The organism is Bacillus sp. ISL-78, assembly GCF_018613455.1.
GTDB lineage: Bacteria > Bacillota > Bacilli > Bacillales > DSM-1321 > Peribacillus > Peribacillus frigoritolerans.
Genome location: NZ_JAGGQC010000044.1, coordinates 51,098 through 68,928, shown reverse-complemented (window position 1 = coordinate 68,928; position 17,831 = coordinate 51,098). Strand labels below are relative to the sequence as shown.

18 protein-coding genes are annotated in these 17,831 nt (G+C 41.9%); 14 read left to right on the top strand and 4 right to left on the bottom strand.

Features of this window, described 5'->3' with window-relative positions; all coding sequences use genetic code 11:
• Nucleotides 1-148: 148 nt before the first annotated feature.
• Together gudD and J7I96_RS26165 are read right to left on the bottom strand one after the other, a co-directional pair.
• A complete protein-coding gene (gudD, locus tag J7I96_RS26170; protein ID WP_214924790.1) occupies nucleotides 149-1,507 on the bottom strand; it encodes a glucarate dehydratase in 1,359 nt (452 codons plus the stop codon).
• Nucleotides 1,508-1,537: 30 nt separating this feature from the next.
• Complete coding sequence (locus tag J7I96_RS26165; RefSeq protein WP_214770543.1) at nucleotides 1,538-2,896, bottom strand: MFS transporter; 1,359 nt, start codon at nucleotides 2,894-2,896, stop codon at nucleotides 1,538-1,540.
• Nucleotides 2,897-3,215: 319 nt separating this feature from the next.
• Between J7I96_RS26165 and kdgD the strand changes: the two genes are divergently transcribed.
• The 14 genes from kdgD (at nucleotide 3,216) to J7I96_RS26095 (ending at nucleotide 16,725) form a co-directional block, all read left to right on the top strand.
• Entirely contained in the window at nucleotides 3,216-4,148 is a 933-nt protein-coding gene (kdgD, locus tag J7I96_RS26160; protein WP_034309652.1) for a 5-dehydro-4-deoxyglucarate dehydratase, read from the top strand.
• Nucleotides 4,149-4,166: 18 nt separating this feature from the next.
• Complete coding sequence (gene gucD / locus J7I96_RS26155) at nucleotides 4,167-5,630, top strand: alpha-ketoglutaric semialdehyde dehydrogenase GucD (RefSeq protein ID WP_053536105.1); 1,464 nt, start codon at nucleotides 4,167-4,169, stop codon at nucleotides 5,628-5,630.
• Between the two features lie 83 nt (nucleotides 5,631-5,713).
• Nucleotides 5,714-7,249, top strand: a complete 1,536-nt coding sequence (garD, locus tag J7I96_RS26150; RefSeq protein ID WP_214924788.1) for a galactarate dehydratase — start codon at nucleotides 5,714-5,716, stop codon at nucleotides 7,247-7,249.
• Nucleotides 7,250-7,428: 179 nt separating this feature from the next.
• On the top strand, nucleotides 7,429-7,881 hold the full coding sequence (locus J7I96_RS26145; protein WP_214770549.1) for a GNAT family N-acetyltransferase: 453 nt from the start codon (nucleotides 7,429-7,431) through the stop codon (nucleotides 7,879-7,881).
• 130 nt (nucleotides 7,882-8,011) lie between these two features.
• The gene (locus J7I96_RS26140) at nucleotides 8,012-8,332 is read left to right on the top strand and encodes a hypothetical protein (protein ID WP_214770553.1); all 321 of its coding nucleotides are present in this window, start codon (nucleotides 8,012-8,014) and stop codon (nucleotides 8,330-8,332) included.
• A 111-nt stretch (nucleotides 8,333-8,443) separates the two neighbouring features.
• Nucleotides 8,444-8,890, top strand: coding sequence for an ASCH domain-containing protein (locus J7I96_RS26135; RefSeq protein ID WP_214770556.1), 447 nt, complete (start codon nucleotides 8,444-8,446; stop codon nucleotides 8,888-8,890).
• A gap of 101 nt (nucleotides 8,891-8,991) precedes the next feature.
• Nucleotides 8,992-9,690 (top strand): polysaccharide deacetylase family protein, encoded by a 699-nt coding sequence (locus tag J7I96_RS26130; protein WP_214770559.1) that lies wholly within the window; start codon nucleotides 8,992-8,994, stop codon nucleotides 9,688-9,690.
• Nucleotides 9,691-10,229: 539 nt separating this feature from the next.
• A complete protein-coding gene (locus tag J7I96_RS26125; protein WP_214924780.1) occupies nucleotides 10,230-13,265 on the top strand; it encodes an efflux RND transporter permease subunit in 3,036 nt (1,011 codons plus the stop codon).
• A gap of 247 nt (nucleotides 13,266-13,512) precedes the next feature.
• Nucleotides 13,513-14,163 carry a DsbA family oxidoreductase gene (locus J7I96_RS26120; protein ID WP_214924983.1) on the top strand — a complete coding sequence of 217 codons (651 nt, stop codon included), beginning with the start codon at nucleotides 13,513-13,515 and terminating at the stop codon, nucleotides 14,161-14,163.
• Nucleotides 14,164-14,214: 51 nt separating this feature from the next.
• Nucleotides 14,215-14,817, top strand: coding sequence for a nitroreductase family protein (locus J7I96_RS26115; protein ID WP_214924777.1), 603 nt, complete (start codon nucleotides 14,215-14,217; stop codon nucleotides 14,815-14,817).
• A gap of 263 nt (nucleotides 14,818-15,080) precedes the next feature.
• The gene (locus J7I96_RS26110) at nucleotides 15,081-15,692 is read left to right on the top strand and encodes a flavodoxin domain-containing protein (protein ID WP_214924775.1); all 612 of its coding nucleotides are present in this window, start codon (nucleotides 15,081-15,083) and stop codon (nucleotides 15,690-15,692) included.
• Nucleotides 15,613-15,780, top strand: a complete 168-nt coding sequence (locus J7I96_RS26105) for a Fur-regulated basic protein FbpA (protein ID WP_214770574.1) — start codon at nucleotides 15,613-15,615, stop codon at nucleotides 15,778-15,780. The genes J7I96_RS26110 and J7I96_RS26105 overlap by 80 nt, the downstream gene beginning before the upstream one ends.
• The gene (locus tag J7I96_RS26100) at nucleotides 15,773-15,922 is read left to right on the top strand and encodes an FbpB family small basic protein (RefSeq protein ID WP_095393069.1); all 150 of its coding nucleotides are present in this window, start codon (nucleotides 15,773-15,775) and stop codon (nucleotides 15,920-15,922) included. Before J7I96_RS26105 ends, J7I96_RS26100 begins: the two co-directional genes overlap by 8 nt.
• A 347-nt stretch (nucleotides 15,923-16,269) precedes the next feature.
• Nucleotides 16,270-16,725: a DinB family protein gene (locus tag J7I96_RS26095; RefSeq protein WP_214770577.1), complete on the top strand. Its 456-nt coding sequence runs from the start codon at nucleotides 16,270-16,272 to the stop codon at nucleotides 16,723-16,725.
• Nucleotides 16,726-16,735: 10 nt separating this feature from the next.
• Here the strand turns inward: J7I96_RS26095 and J7I96_RS26090 are convergent, their stop codons facing one another.
• Nucleotides 16,736-17,374, bottom strand: coding sequence for a DUF2238 domain-containing protein (locus tag J7I96_RS26090; protein WP_214924773.1), 639 nt, complete (start codon nucleotides 17,372-17,374; stop codon nucleotides 16,736-16,738).
• A 64-nt stretch (nucleotides 17,375-17,438) separates the two neighbouring features.
• Entirely contained in the window at nucleotides 17,439-17,672 is a 234-nt protein-coding gene (locus J7I96_RS26085) for a hypothetical protein (protein ID WP_214924766.1), read from the bottom strand.
• Nucleotides 17,673-17,831: the final 159 nt, after the last annotated feature.

Genomic DNA, 17,831 nt, shown 5'->3' with positions numbered 1-17,831 from the left:
GTAACCCCTTTTCTGTTAAATCCTATATGTATTTGTACTGTAAGACTAATTATATAATATAATACACTTATTTGCATGTAGACCTATGTCCAAAAAAAGTAAAATGCGCCGCTCTAAAGAGAGAGACGCACGCATTGTTGGTAAAAAATCATCTGACAAGGCAAGGTGATTTCGGATTGAACTTCCATCCGGAAACCAAGTATTGCATAGCCATTGAATCATCACGGGCACCAAGTCCTTTTTGTTTATAAAGCTGATGTGCCTTCTCGATTTGTTCCATATGCACTTCAATTCCAAGTCCGGGTTTGGAAGGGACATCGACCATTCCGCCGACAATTTTAAAAGGTTCTTTCGTCAAACGCTGCCCATCCTGCCAAATCCAGTGGGTATCGATCGCAGTGATTTTTCCAGGCGCGGCTGCAGCAACGTGTGTAAACATGGCAAGTGAAATGTCAAAATGATTATTCGAGTGTGATCCCCAAGTCAGGTCCCAGTCGTTACACATTTGAGCGACACGGACAGAGCCTTGCATCGTCCAAAAATGCGGATCGGCAAGAGGAATGTCCACGGATTGAAGTTGAATGGAGTGCCCCATTTGCCTCCAGTCCGTTGCAATCATATTCGTAGCGGTTGGAAGGCCAGTTGCGCGCCTGAATTCCGTCATGATTTCCCGGGCGGAAAAACCATTTTCCGCTCCGCATGGATCTTCCGCATAAGCCAAAACATGATGTTGATCGCGGCAAAGTTTAATCGCATCCTCAAGCAGCCAGCCGCCATTTGGGTCAAGGGTGACCCTGGCTTCAGGGAAGCGTTCCGCAAGTGCCGTCACCGCTTCGATTTCTTCTTCCCCGCGCAAAACCCCGCCTTTCAATTTAAAATCATTGAATCCATAGCGAGAGTGGGCGGCTTCTGCCAAGCGGACGATCGATTCGGGTGTCAGCGCTTCCTCATGACGGAGTCGAAGCCAGTCATCTTCAGCTTCCGGTTCACTTAAATAACCAAGATCTGTTTTATTGCGGTCACCTACATAAAATAAGTAGCCCAGCATTTCCACTTTATCACGCTGCTGTCCTTCGCCGAGAAGGGCTGCGACCGGCACACCTAAATGTTGGCCAACTAAATCAAGAAGTGCCGCTTCCAATGCTGTTACGGCATGAATGGCAATACGAAGATCGAACGTCTGAAGGCCGCGCCCTCCAGCATCCCGGTCCGCAAACTGCTTGCGGATGGCATTTAGAATGTTGTTGTATGTCCCGATGGACTGGCCGACAACCAGTTCTTTAGCATCTTCGAGTGTCTGGCGGATTTTTTCGCCTCCAGGAACTTCACCTACACCCGTATTACCCGCATTGTCTTTCAGAATGACGATGTTCCTGGTGAAATAAGGAGCATGGGCACCACTCAAGTTCAAAAGCATGCCGTCATGGCCCGCAACTGGAATGACGCTCATTTCTGAAATTACCGGTGTGCCGATTTTTACATGATCCTTTAGCAATTGATTGTTCATGATTTTTCCTCCTATATCAGAATATTTAGTTTATTGTAATTTTACACGTTTAATTTCACCAACTAGGAATAAATAACTTAAAATCGCGACAAGAGCATTGGCACATACAAAGACTAGCGCACCATTAAACGACCCTGTCGTGGCAATGATATATCCGATGATAATCGGTGTTGTAATGCCGGCAATGTTACCGAATGTATTGAAAAGCCCGCCGCTGACACCTGACATTTCCTTTGGTGAGGTATCGGCCACTACCGCCCAGCCGAGTGCCCCGAATCCTTTACCGAAAAACGCAAGGGCCATAACGAAAATGACAACCCATTCCGTATCTACATAGTTTGCTGCCACCAAGCTCATCGATAGAATCATCCCAACAACAATCGGCACTTTTCGGGCGACAGTCAATGAGAATCCCTTCCGTAACAAGAAATCCGAGAATGTCCCTCCGAGAATGCCGCCAAAAAATCCGCAAATGGCCGGAAGGGAAGCGACGAATCCAACTTCAAGAATGGTCATGCCCCTTTCTTGCACTAGGTACACAGGAAACCATGTCAGGAAAAAGTACGTTAACGTCGTAATGCAATATTGTCCGAGATAAACACCTAACAGCATGCGATTTGATAAAAGCTGCTTAATATGATTCCAGTTGACGCCTTTCTTTTCCTCCTTATTTGTACTGGTTTGATCCATATTGATCAAAGCGCCGCCCGCTTCGATATATTCAAGCTCAGCTTTGTTGATGCGAGGATGTTCCTTTGGGCCATAAATCGTTTTCAGCCAGATGAAAGCAACGATGATTCCTAAAGCACCCATAAAGAAGAAGACGTATTCCCAACCGAATTTATACGTAATGTAACCCATGATCGGTGCAAAGAGAACGGTTGCAAAATACTGGGCCGAATTGAAAGTGGCAGCCGCGGTTCCGCGTTCATGGCTTGGGAACCAGGTGGCAACGATGCGGCTGTTGGCCGGAAAGGAAGGGGCTTCCGCCAATCCAACTAAGAAGCGCAGTCCGAACAATACGATGACAGCCGTTCCCGCAGAACCGAAAAAACCGAGAAACCCTTGTAAAAGCGTAAAGGTAGACCATAACGTGATACTCCAAAAGTAAACTTTTTTCGACCCAAAACGGTCTAAAAGCCATCCGCCCGGAATTTGTCCAGCTACATAAGACCAAGCGAAAGCGGAGAAAACATAGCCCATCATGACTGAATCGAGACCAAGCTGACCAGACATGTCCGTCCCCGCAATGGATAGCGTCGCACGATCCGCATAATTCAGGGCTGTAACCAAAAAGAGCATAAAGACAATGAACCATCGTGTGCGTGTTTTTTTCTGGGCACTTGGCAGTTTAGGAGATGGTTGAAAAGCTTTTTCTTCAGCGTTCATATACTCACTTCCTTAATCGTATTTTATTATATTTTCTAATTGATACCGCTTACAATGTTAACCGTTTCCTCCTTCGTGAAAATTCTTAATATTTAGTTTTGTCCAATGGTAAGACAAATAAAATTGTTTGTCAATGGCTTTTTTCTTAAAAGTTTTTTCATTTTAGCTCCTTCATTATCGTGTTTTTTTGTATATATTAGAAGCGAAATTATCGAGGGATGAAGTAGTGCTTCATTTTTCAGAAAATAAAAAAAATACGATTGACCAGATGGTGTATTTGTCTTACAATAAAACAATAATACACAAGGGGGAATAAAAAATGAATAAGATCCGCAAGGCACCTAAAGGAATTCTCGGATTTCCCGTGGCACCATTCACAACGAGTAATAAGCTTGATGAACAAGCACTCGCCCAAAATATCCAATTTTTATTAGATGAGGGACTAGAAGCTATTTTCGTGGCATGCGCAGCAGCGGAATATCCATCGTTAAGTAAAGAGGAATATGAAGCGATGGTTGAGGTAGCCGTATCCGTCACCGCTGGCAAAGTACCTGTATACACAGGGGTAGGCGGGAATATTCAAACTTCCCTCGAACTTGCCAGAATATCTGCGGATAAAGGGGCAGATGGTTATTTAATATTACCTCCATATCTCGTTACTGGAGAACAGGCAGGTCTGTCGGCTTATTTCAAAGCCATCGCAGAGAGTACAGACTTGAATTCCATCGTATATCAGCGCGATAATGTGGCATTTTCACTTTCAACTTTGGAAGCGCTTGCTGAGGTCCCGCAGGTAGTCGGCGTCAAAGACGGTCTGGGCAATATGGAGTTGAATGGACTCCTTACACAAACCTTCGGAAAACGTTTCGGCTGGCTGAACGGAATGCCGCTTGCGGAAGTTACCATGTCTGCATACGTTCCACTTGGCTTTGATTCCTATTCATCGGCGATATCCAATTACATCCCGCATATCTCACGAAAGTTCTATAACGGCATTTTGAGCGGGGATCAAGAAACGGTCAATGAAATTTACCAGCAGGTCATCATGCCGATCAACAACATTCGCCGTCAGCGAAAAGGGTATGCCGTTTCTCTCATTAAAGCAGGTATGGAGATTATGGGAATGCCGGTTGGGCAAACAGTCAGATTACCGATTCTTCCGGTGGAAAAAGAACATTATGCAGAAATGCAAACGATATTGGAGAATGCTTTAGATCGTTTTCCAAAAGAAACACCAATTCAATCAATCTAATAAGGGTGGGGATTATATATGATAACTACAGTCCAAACAAAAACGTATCTTAACTATATTAACGGTGAATGGGTTGCTTCCATTTCAAATGAAGTTGAAAAAAGTTTAAACCCGGCTGATAAACAGGCAATTGTCGGTTATGTACAAAAATCCACCAAGGAAGACTTGGACCTGGCAGTGGAAGCAGCGAAAAAGGCGAAAGATAAATGGCGCAAACTAGCTGGTTCAGAGCGCGGGGAGTATCTGTATAAAGCAGCGCAAATTCTTGAAAAGCGGATTGATGAAATCGCAGAATGTGCAACACGGGAAATGGGCAAGACATTTGCTGAAACAAAAGGGGAAACGGCACGCGGCATCGCGATCCTGAAATACTATGCAGGAGAAGGAATGCGTAAGGTGGGGGATGTCATTCCATCCACCGACAGTTCAGCGCTTATGTTCACGACGCGCGTTCCGCTTGGTGTTGTCGGCGTCATTACACCTTGGAATTTCCCGATTGCCATCCCAATCTGGAAGATGGCTCCTGCCCTCGTATATGGGAATACGATTGTGGTGAAGCCAGCCACCGAGACGGCCATCACCTGTGCGAAAATCATGGAGTGTTTTGAAGAGGCCGGTTTCCCGGCGGGTGTTGTCAATATGGTTACAGGGCCGGGCAGTGTCATAGGGCAGGGCATCGCCGATCACGAAGATATAAACGGGATTACCTTTACCGGCTCAAACGGCGTCGGAAAAAGGATTGGACAAGCGGCGTTAGCACGCGGAGCGAAATACCAGCTTGAAATGGGCGGGAAAAACCCGGTGATCGTTGCAGCGGATGCGGATCTTAACCTGGCTGTAGAAGCAGTCATTACAGGTGCGTTCCGTTCAACTGGGCAAAAATGTACCGCGACAAGCCGTGTCATCGTTGCAGCTGAAGTTTATGAAGAGTTCAAGCAGCTGCTGGTGAAGGAAACGAAAGGCATTTCCATCGGGGATGGATTGGACAGCGGGACATGGATGGGACCATGTGCCAGCGAGAGTCAATTGAATACGGTTCTTTCCTATATCGAAAAAGGTGTGGAAGAAGGCGCTGCACTTCTAATTGGCGGGAAGCGCGCTGAAGAAGGCCCTCAAGCAAATGGCTTTTATGTAGAACCGACTATTTTTGATAATTGTACGTCAGACATGACAATTGTACAGGAGGAAATTTTTGGTCCGGTGATTGCCTTATTGAAAGCTGATTCAGTTGAAGAAGCCCTGCAACTTGCGAACAGCGTGGAATATGGCCTTAGTGCTTCGATTTTCACAGCCAATATCAAACATCTGCTTTCATTTGTTAATGATATGGAAGCGGGATTGATCAGGGTCAACGCCGAGAGCGCAGGCGTTGAATTACAGGCGCCATTTGGCGGCATGAAAAACTCCAGCTCCCACTCCAGGGAACAAGGAGAAGCAGCAAAAGAGTTTTTTACTTCCATTAAAACGGTGTTTGTCAAATAAGGGGAAAAAACAGTATTTCTGAAAATTAACGGCATTATGTTTAGAGATGTCTGTTTGCTTTTTTAGAATGAAGGAGTGGTGAAGTGGATACGAAAACGCAACTGACGGAGGTACCGCTTTATATTAAGGTGAATGGGATCGACAATGTCGCCATCGTGGTTAATACGGGAGGCTTGGATCAAGGAACCGTATTCCCTTGTGGACTTGAATTGAAAGAAAGAGTGCCACAAGGCCACAAAGTGGCTTTAATGGACATAGTCGAGAATGAAGCCATCATACGCTATGGGGAAGTTATCGGTTATGCGGCTAAATCAATCAGTAAGGGATGTTGGATTGACGAATCACTGGTGATACTTCCGTCTTCTCCGGATTTAAAGGAATTGCCGGTAGCAAATGATATTCCGGAAACTTTACCCCCGCTTGAAGGGTATACATTCCAAGGGTACCGTAATGAAGATGGCAGTGTTGGAACCAAGAATATATTGGGCATCACAACAAGCGTCCAATGTGTAGTGGGCGTGCTGGATTTCGTCGTGAACCGGATAAAAAAAGAGCTACTCCCGAAGTATCCCAATGTTGATGATGTTTTCGCCATAAATCACAACTATGGATGCGGAGTCGCTATCAATGCACCGGAAGCGGTCATTCCCATTCGCACGATACAAAACCTTGCGAAACACCCGAATTTCGGCGGGGAAGCCTTGGTAGTTGGACTGGGGTGTGAAAAACTGTCTCCGATGAGAATAAATCCAAGCGGGGACGATTCAGATATCATTTCACTTCAGGATCAGCAGGGTTTTGCGGGAATGGTCCAATCCATTATAGAAATGGCCGAGGAACGTTTAATCAAGTTGAACCGCCGGAAGCGCGAGACATTTCCGGTTTCCGAATTAGTCATCGGTACCCAGTGCGGAGGAAGTGATGCATTCTCTGGTGTCACAGCTAACCCTGCCATAGGATATGCCACAGATCTGTTGGTCAGGGCAGGGGCAACCGTTCTATTTTCCGAGGTCACAGAAGTACGGGATGCGATTCATCTATTAACGCCTCGTGCAGTGAATGAAGAAGTGGGGAGAGCTTTAATAAAGGAAATGGATTGGTATGATAATTACCTTGCTTTAGGTGATGCCGACCGAAGCGCCAATCCGTCGCCAGGAAACAAAAAGGGCGGGTTGGCCAATGTAGTGGAAAAATCATTAGGCTCCATTGCCAAATCCGGAGGCAGCCCCATTTCTGGCGTACTGGCTCCAGGGGAAAAAGCAACGGAAAAAGGGCTGATTTTTGCTGCTACACCAGCTAGTGACTTTGTTTGCGGAACGCTTCAGCTAGCTTCCGGCATGCACCTTCAAGTTTTTTCAACTGGAAGAGGCACACCTTATAATCTGGCAATGGCTTCCGTCATCAAAGTATCTACCCGAAATACATTGACCGAGCAATGGAAAGATCTGATCGATATAAATGCTGGAACGATCGCTACTGGTGAAGCGACCATAGAGGAAGTCGGGTGGGAAATATTTCACCTTATTCTGGAAGTGGCCAGCGGTAAAAAGAAAACCTGGGCAGAGCATTGGGGCCTGCATAATGATTTGGCGCTGTTCAATCCTGCGCCAATTACCTAATAGTGAATGAATTGAAGGGCTTCCTTTTATAGGGGGTCCTTTTTTTTGCTGGTCCAATTTTTACAGTTGCATTACTTTTACTCCAGAAAAGAGGAGCGCCGGATTATTGGCAGAAGTTATTAATGAACGATTGATTTTCATCAGGGTGATACGGAAGTACAAATAAGGGGAGGGATACCATGATCACATTCAGGAATGCGACAGCAGAAGACTTAAGTGAAATCGTAAGGATGCTTGCGGATGATGCATTGGGGAGGGAGAGGGAGCGATATGAAAACCCGCTTCCTGACAGCTATCTAAAAGCATTTGAATCCATTGATGGAGATGAAAATAATGAATTGATCGTTGCATGCCTTGGTGAGGAAATCGTTGGAGTGCAGCAAATCACGTTCACACCTTATATTACCCATCAAGGCGGCTGGAGAGCTACGATCGAAGGAGTTCGGACAGCATCCTCAGAACGGGGGAAAGGCATTGGCAGCAAGTTGATTCAATATGCGATTGACCGTGCAAAGAAGCGGGACTGCCATATCATTCAGCTCACGACCGATAAAAAGCGGGAAGAAGCGCTGCGATTTTATGAACGGTTAGGGTTCAAAGCCACTCATGAAGGCATGAAAATGAAGCTTTAATATACGGTCTTTTGTCCCCATTTTCTGTGCAGATCAATTCATCTGGCATTATATGTTAAAATTATGCGTGAGATATTAATAGATGTAAGATGTATATAGGCTTTAAAAACTGATGAAAGGGGTGAGCTCGATGGAAAACGAAGCTTGTATTCAGAAAAGGTACGGTGTAATTAGTTTTACTTCATTCATCATTGGAATCATTTGCTTTTTTACTGTTTTTATTACACCTATCAGAATGGTGAATATCGGAAACTTGACTGGTGGTTATATCACACTTTTCCTTACGGTTGCCGGCATCGTCCTCTCTGTCATGGGAATTTTGAAAAAAACGGAGAAAAACATGATTTCCATCATATCATTGGTTTTCTCCTCATCATTCTTTATATTTTGGGTAATCATCATCACTTTGTTGTTAACGGGTGAAATAGAATGGCCCCGCAGATCAAATTAGCAGTTGCCTTGGTAGAGTTACTGAGTTTTGCTTGAAGATTGTTTGGAGTTGAACCAATTGAACCTTTCGTGATGCTCAGTGGAGCTGCAAAACAGAATGGAGAATCATAGAATGAATGTCAAAGCGGAATTATATTGGAATGAATATTGGCAAGGGAAAGAAGAAAAACCTCAGTCAGTCAGTGCATGGCAATTCGGGGCCGATCCCGATGATTTGGCTCAATTAGTGATGGATGGGATAAAAACGGCTACATGCTCTGGGTATGTTTTTTACGGAGAGGAAAATGAACCATTACCATCCGTGGGTGATTACAGCATTATTTTAAGCAGTGAGGATTTGCCCTTAGCCATCATACAAACAGTGAAAGTCGAAGTATTGCCCATGAATGAAGTGAGTGAAGAGTTTGCGATTGCGGAAGGGGAAGGAGATCGTACCTATACTTACTGGTGGGATGCCCATGAGAAATTTTTTAAAGAAGAACTGGACAAAATCGGCCACACCTTTAAAGAAGATATGCTGCTGGTGTGTGAGCGTTTTGAATTGATACATGTAAAGTGAGTGTGGACGGCTCGGTCGGATAGAGCAATAAGTATTTTCTTTCAGTGATTTGCTATAATAGGTCATTGGATTAAAAAACTTATAGAAAGATAGGTATTTGCATGAAAAAGAAACTGATTTTCATTGGCTTGGGAATCCTGGTTGTTTTCCTGCTGTTGCTTGGTACGTATAAATTAATGAATTCGAGAATCTATCAGGTGTTCGGTGGATTAACGGATCATGTCGAGACGAATGAAAAAGTGGTCGCTTTGACTTTTGATGATGGCCCATCGAAGAATGTAAATGAGATTTTGCCGTTGTTGGCTAAATACGATGCGAAAGCTACATTCTTCCTGATCGGTAACGAAATCGAAAAGTATCCGGAGGAAGCTGGGAAAATAGCGGAAGCGGGACATCAGATTGGGAATCATACGTATTCGCACAGGCGGATGGTGTTTAAATCGCCTTCTTATATCAAGGAGGAAATCGAGAAAACGGATAAATTGATTCAGGACGCCGGATATAAGGGTGAAATTGATGTCCGGCCTCCAAACGGGAAAAAAATCATAGGTTTGCCTTATTATTTAAATAAAAATGATAGAGAGACCATTACCTGGGATCTGGAACCAGATAGCTATTACACTACCGCTTCTGACAAAGTGAAGTATGTGAAGGAAAATATAAAACCGGGTTCGATCATCCTGATGCATCCGATGTATGATGATACGGGTAAAGAGCTGCAGGCGATTGAAGGAATCTTACGAGAGTTAACGAACGAAGGGTATACGTTTGTGACGGTCAATGAACTTCAGGAAATGTAGTTTTTGGTCCAGACGATTTTCGAAGAATGGGGTTGCTGCGGCAGCCCTTTTTTATTTGATATAAAGAATAGTACAAAACATGGGCTGCATATTGTTTCTTAACGGAAGGTTGTTGTTAGGACTTGGATTCGCATGAATTTTTCCTTAGTGGAAATAAAGCTATTAAAATGGGGCTGGTTACTTGTATCGGAATAAAAACACCGCTCTGATCATGATTTTGGGTTTCCTGTTATTCCTATTTCTTGTGGTGCTCTTTTTTCGCCACATCACGGTATACTTCGTGTATAGCTCGGGCATAGGCCCGTTATTGCTTATCGGGATAATGGTTTTGGCAATCGTTATGCTTTTTATCAGAGGGTATAAATAATCGAGTCTGTTTCTTTGAGGCTGCTGCGCAGCCTTTTTTTTGTTTCTTTGAATCAAGGGACATAAAAAAATATAAAAATCAATAAAAAATTAACACTCCAACATTAGTAATATATGGTAAGATTTGAAATGGAATTATTTTCTTCTAAATTTTATTCAGGGGTGATTAGTGCGTGGAGTTTTTTACTAAGTGGTCGTTCAAGAACAAGGCTGCCGTTTCATTGGTAACCATATTTATTTTGATGATAGGAGTTGTCAGTTATTTTAAACTGCCGATGGAATTTTTACCATCTGCCGATAATCCACAAGTTACGATTATCACAATGGGGCAGGGCACCGATTCGAAAACAATGGAAGCACAAGTTACAGATCCGATTGAAAGGGCAGTTACGGGAGTTAAAGGGAAGAGTTCCATACACTCCACCACTGGAGATGGTTTTTCAAAAGTAGATCTATTCTTTGAAGCCGGATCGGATATGAAACAAGCGAAACTGGATGTTCAGGAAGCTTTAGGCAGTGTGGCATTACCGCAAAGCATGGCAAAGCCTACTGTTACACAGTTAAATACATCAATGATTCCCATTTCATTTGTATCAGTTACTTTTAAGGATGGGTTAACAGCTGAAAATATAGACTTTGCCAAGAAAGAATTGGAGCCTATGTATAAAGATATAAAAGGGGTTTCGGATGTACAGACATTTGGGGTTTCACAATCCATTCTTTCAGTCAAAGTGGATAATGAAGAATTGGCTAAAAAGAAAGTCTCCATTCAAGATGTCATGAGCGTCCTTAACGGTCAGAATGCAGCTCTGGCCGTAGGCGAAAGAGTGATTGATGGGAAGGCAAGTAACATCAAGGTGATTGGTGATTTAACAAGTATCGAAAAATTAGAAGCGCTGAAGGTCACTCCTAATGTCGCACTTGGAGAGATAGCAAAAGTTGAAGAAGCGAATGATGGCAACCTCATCAGTCGTTTTAATGGAAAGGAAAGCATTGATTTAAGCATTATCAAGGACAGTCAATCAAATGCTGTCACAATCAGTAAAGAGGTTGAAAAAGTAGCAAAAGAAATTAATGAAAAGTATAGTGACCAGAAATCGACCATTTATTTATCTACAGCTGATATGGTGGAGACGTCCGTTCAGACGATGGTGAAAGAAGTTCTGCTGGGTGCGCTATTCGCTACGATTGTAATCATGGTCTTTTTACGGAATGTACGATCTACATTCATTACAATCGTTTCCATACCGCTATCTCTTGGCTTTACGTTATTTTTGCTGTCATTGTCGGGAGTGACGCTGAATATTTTGACGCTGGGCGGTGTCGCTGTAGCGATCGGGCGCTTGGTGGACGATAGTATTGTCGTTATTGAAAACATTTTCCGGAAAATGCAGCAGGAGAAGATTTCAGTAGAATTGGTGATGGATGCAACGAAAGAAGTGGGAGTGGCAATCACAGCTTCAACCCTTACGACTGTAGCCGTTTTCTTGCCGGTTGCTTTATTGAATGGAGGGCTTCAGGAGTTTCTTCTTCCTTTTGCTTTGACTGTCACTTATTCTTTGCTGGCTTCATTAATTGTGGCATTGACGGTTGTTCCGTTAATGAGCGCAGGATTGCTGAAAAGGACGGAGCTGCCAAAACATCGGCCGGCCAAGCGTTTTACGAAGCTGGTTACTTGGTCACTAAACCATAAATGGGTTGTCCTGATTGTTGCGATGCTGTTGTTTGTCGGTTCCATTGGTACATATTTTGCCATGCCAAAAGGGGCGATTGATAATTCTTCAGCAGACTATGTCTCCGTGACATTAACTTATCCAAATGATCAGCCCTATGAGACAGTAAAGGAAAAAGCGATTGAACTCGAAGAAACGATGCGGGCTATGAGTGAAGTGGATAATATTTTCATGCAATTAGGAAACTCTGCCGAGACAGCACAATATGGCGAAGTCGCATCACCTACAGAAGCGATTTTCGGCATCCTGGTAAAGGATAAAGCAAATGTAGATGCAATCCTGAAAAAAATGGAAAAGGAACAAGAAAACTATCCTGATGCGAAGCTTACGGCCCAAGCCTCTTCCTTTATGGCGGGAGCATCAAAGACGAACATTACGATAGATGTGATCGGCAGTAATGCTGAAGATTTGGAACGGACGGCCAATAATGTCAAAGAAAGAATTCAGGATATTAAAGGAATCGAAGAGATTACAACGAACCAGGATGAAAAGAAAACCATTTATTCATTCACGGTAGATCCGGCTAAAGGCAATACAGAACAAATAGGCCAACAATTGGGTATCATGCTTAACAAAACGCCTATCGGCCATATAACTTTACAGGATAAGCAAACACCTGTCGTCCTTGAACCAATCTTGGACCCTAAAAAACCAGAGGATTTAAAAAGCATTCCGATCATGACAGACGGGGGTCTAGCCCCAGTGTCAAAAGTTGCTTCTTTAAAGAGCGAAGAGAGCGCAACAACGCAGTTCCATAAAGATGGAGAAACATATCTCCAATTAACGGCAACGGTCGATCCGGCTAAGCTGTCCGATATTGCAAGCAAAATAAACCTTGAGATATTTGGAGATAAAGAGAACAAAGGCCTTGATATTCCGGATGATGTAGAGATTTTAGTCGGCGGAGCCAGTGCTCAGCAGACAGATGATTTTTCCGATTTATTCCTTACAATGTTAATATCGATCGGGATTGTCTTTTTAATCATGGTTATAACCTTTAAATCGATCAAAGCACCGATTGCCATTCTATTTTCCTTGCCATTCGCTGCCATTGGAGCGGTTTTAGGATTGGTCATCAGTCGAATTCCAGTTGATATTACAGCACTGCTGGGTGCTCTCATGTTAATAGGAATTGTTGTGACAAACGCGATTGTGCTTCTGGATCGAGTCAAACAAAACGAAGAAAAAATGATCATCCGTGATGCAATCGTCGAAGCGACAGCCACAAGATTCCGTCCGATCATAATGACGGCTGTAGCAACGATTTGTGCCATGCTGCCGCTTTTATATAAAAAGGCGGAAACAGGAAGCTTGGTTTCACAAAGCTTGGCGATCGTTGTCATTGGCGGGCTAGCTGTTTCCACAATGCTCACACTGATCGTCATTCCATGTATATACGAATTGCTGTACTATAAAAAATCGAAAAAACAGAGAAGGAAAAAGAGAGAACCCGTTAACGAACAAATCGAGATGTAAGGAAGTTTTAATAAAAAAGTTTGTAGAGAAAAGCAACATTTTCTTTACAAACTTTTTTTATTTAAAATAATGGTTGACTTTCCTCCTTCCTGTAACTAAAATGATTACAGCAGGTGGTGAACAATCGCAGGAAGCGATCGACCGTACAGTTACTGAATGCCATGTAATTATATTGATTTTTTTTGCTCTATGTTGTAACTAGTTTGGTTACAAGTTTAGCCGATATTGAAAAGTGAGGGTATAAATGATGACAGTGAAAATTAAAGCGTATTCTGATTTTATTTGTCCATTTTGTTTTTTAGGTAAAGGGCCTTTGGACGAAATCGTGAAGGAAAAGGATGTAGAAGTGGAATGGATGCCATTTGAATTGCGTCCGAGTCCATATACGAAAATTGATCCATGGAAGGAACCCGATAAGTTGAATTCATGGGATTCCTACATTCTTCCTGTTGCGAAAAAACTAGGGGTTGATATGCGTTTACCCCGTGTCTCCCCGCATCCATATACACATTTGGCATTCGAAGGCTGCCATTTTGCAAAGGAGCACGGAAAAGGGAATGAATTCCATAACAGAGTATTTACCGCGTTTTTTCAAGAGGAACAAAATATTGAAGATATTGAAGTATTGACAAAATTAGCGGGTGAAGTTGAGCTTCCTGTAGATGCCTTTAGAGAAGCGTTAGTGTCACGAAAGTATCGGGAAGTGCACCAACAAGCACTCAAACATGCTTATGAAGAAGCAGATATCAGGGCTGTCCCGACGTTTATTATTGGTGATGAAGTCATTCAAGGACTAGCCAGCAAAGAACGGTTAGCGCAAGTCATCGAGAAGGAAGAAGAAAAAAATAAACGGAATGAATTTGATGGCTTGAAATGTGATGGTAAGGGGAATTGCTAAAAGCCTGCTATTAAATAAAATGAAATGAAACATAAAATTGGAGGACTTAAAATGTCAGCAACTACAACAAATGTAAAAGCAGCAATCATCAATCGCCGTTCCATCCGTAAGGTGAAAAAGAACGATAATATATCGAAAGAAAGAATCAATGAATTGTTAAAAATCGCTTTACATGCACCAACTTCATTTAATATGCAAAGCGGACGTGTGGTGGTGGTGATGGATGATCAGCATGAAAAGTTCTGGGATATTGTAAAAGAAACACTTCGTTCCCATGTCCCGGAAGAGAGCTTTGCGGCTACTGTGGAACGATTGCAAGGATTTCGTGATGGAGTGGGAACCATTCTATTCTTTGAAAATCAGAAAACGATAGAACAAATGCAAGAAAAAGCCCCCTCCTATAAAGAACAGTTTCCATATTGGTCCCATCAAGGAAGTGCCATGCTGCAGTATGCAATATGGATGACGTTGACAGCGGAAGGCATAGGGGCATCTTTACAGCATTATAATCCGATCATTGATGAAGAAGTGATGAAAACTTGGGAACTTCCAGGGAAATGGTCGTTGATAGCTCAAATGCCATTTGGTGAGCCGAATGAACAGCCAGGAGAAAAAACGTTCCTGCCTTTCGAAGATATTGTGAAATTTTATTAATTATAAGATAAAAGATTTAGGATAATAGATTATTAGATTAATCAAAAGCCCATTTACTCTATGAGTAAAAAGGGCTCTTTTTTTTGAGGAATGAGTTTGAACGTCCCAGCAGCATTACAGAAACAGGGAAAGTGAAGCTGAAATATACGTTCCTAATATTCATCAACATATAATAGCGGAGGTAAATAATTGACAATGAGAATCATTTTCATTTATATTGATATGTGTAATGAAATTAATTCTCAATTAGGAAGGTGATATAGATGAAGGTATTCATTGGTTATGTCAGTTTATCCGGTAATACCGAGAAAATGGCTATAAACATTAAGAATAGAATGAAGGCTGTCGGCTGTGAAGTATATATGGAAAGATTGGATACGGTTGAAGTTGATGCTTTAAAGGATTTTGATTTGGCCTTTATCGGTTTATATACATGGAATCTTGAAGATTTACCGTATGAAGCAAACGAGTTTTATGAAGAAATTGACCAAGTGGACTTTGCTGGAGTGAAAGTTGCATTCTTTGGTGCCGGCGACCTGAACCATTCGAAACCCTGCGCCGCGATAGGTATCCTATCCGATAGAATGAAGCGATTTGGATTTGATGTATATGATAAAGTGTTGAAAATACACCATGAAAGCAGTACATACGAACAATTAAGGAAATGCGAAGATTTTGCAGAGCATGCCCTTATATGGGGAAGCAATAGGAAGAAGTGGAGATTCTTCATGTGGGATCGGATGCTAGGCAGCCCCAAATACCAAAAGTCTGTATTTTTGTTAAGGAGGGTCCTTGATGAATGCCCAATTAAGTACAAAGGGAGAAGCAAAAAAAGAAGAACTTATACAAGAACTTCTGAAATTCGGGATTTTTAAAAAATATAATAAACAATTATACGAGCTTCCGATCGTAGTTTTACAGAAGGAATTCAATCACTTGAGAGGTGAATTAAAAAATGTCTAGGAGAAGGAAATCTTATACTGAACTGCTAAAAGAAAACCGCGAGCTTCTGTTGCATGACAAAATTGAAGTGGAACGCATCTATACAAAAATCGACCAAAAAGCCATCAATGAAAAAAAGGGCAGTAAGCAAGTACAATCATGAATGGTCAAAATTTGAACGGTGCTCCAGTCACTAGCTTTCCAAGGGTGATCCGCCCTCGGCGTTCTTTGCGCGTGTGGGGGTCACGGCTTGGATACGCTTTCCCCACTGGAGTCTCGAACATTCCAAGTTGGCGGAAAGGGAGCGGATTTCTGAAATCACTGGCATGTCTTTTAGAAAAAAACTGCATGTAAAACTCTATAGTCTGAACCGAAATCCTTTTTTGATTTCGGTTTTTTCTTTTGGTTCCGTTATTGAACGATGTTGATTATATTCAACAAAAGAAGGAGGTATTTTCCGATTGGTTACCGAATAAAAATCCTTAATGTAAAACTTAGGAGGAGTGCAAATTGAAAAATGTAATAGATGGAATCAATCATTGGATAGGCTTCATACCTGAAGAGTTCAACCGGATGACAGAAAAAGAATTGAATCATCGACCAATGCCACACAAATGGTCCAAAAAAGAGATTTTAGGACATCTATGCGATTCTGCCTTGAACAATATGAATAGGTTCATCAAGATTCAGTACGAAGAACACCCATATGTTATACAATCATATAATCAAGACCAATGGGTATTAGTCCAGAATTACCAAGAGCGACCATTGGAGGAGATCGTTAACCTTTTTTGTGCTTTAAATAAGCAAATCGTTCATATAATAACGAATACACCAAATGATAGATTATCTAATCTTTGTGATATAGGAAATAATCAACTAAAATCAATGGAGTGGCTAATAAAAGACTATCTGGAACATATGGAACATCATATTAACAATCAAATCCTAATTAAAAAAGAGTGATCTATAAAGGTCACTCTTTTTTAATTCGATTTTTCACTTTTCGCAACAGCTTGTCATGAAGTTTGGAAAGGGTGAGCAATACGAGGATAGAGCCGATTAAGGTTAACGTCATATCCCATTGGGCGTCCCAAATATCACCTTGTGTGCCTAAAAAGTCCTTTGAAGCTTTTCTGCCTTTTGAAATGATGGCAGCTATCCATTCGATGATTTCATAGAGTGCTCCAATGGCAAGCGCAAAACTTACTGTGACAGCAAATAACCACGGTCCTTTTGTTAGAGGGGTTTTACGTATTACTATTTCTCTAATCACAATCGCAAATAAACCTTTTATGAAATGCCCGAACCGATCATAGTGGTTCCGGGTTAGTTCGTAATGATCTTTTATCCAATTAAATAGAGGAACTTTTGAATATGTATAATGGGCACCGATGAACATGGTAATTGAAAGAACGGCAATGATGAAATAGGATAATGTAGTGAGGCGGAATTTATTATATGTGGCCATTACATAAATCAGAAACACTACGGCAGGAAGGACTTCCATTGTCCATATCAAGTATCCTTCAGGCTTGATCACTGACCAAATAAAAACTGCAGTGACTAGCAATAGAAATAATAAATGAATTAGTCTGCTTTTATCTCTTCCCAATTTTTTCACTCCATAAATTTATGATATGTACATCGCAAAAGATTGAAATTTGCAATCGGAAAAATCAATCGGATTGTGAATGGATAAAATGCTTAATACTTTCATTTAAATCATTCGCCGCTTTTGTAGGGATTTGAGGCTTTACATGATCAATGAATCTTAATTCCGTATAGGGCAATTTTTCATGCAATAAATGGGCATGGCGATACATTGGTTTATTTTTTTCACCATAGATCAGTAAAGTGGGAAGATTAACAGAATAATGCAAGCTGATACCGTCCCCATCTAACATTGGCATGATATCACATCATTCGAAGAGTACTTGTGTAATATCCCTCCTGAAAGAATTTTCCCTATATAACATGTTTTTATTACTAATTGTTTTGGTAGCGAACTAATTGAATTTTTAGGGTTCTTTTGAACAAGATATAAGAGTTCAGGAAAAGGACAAAAATTA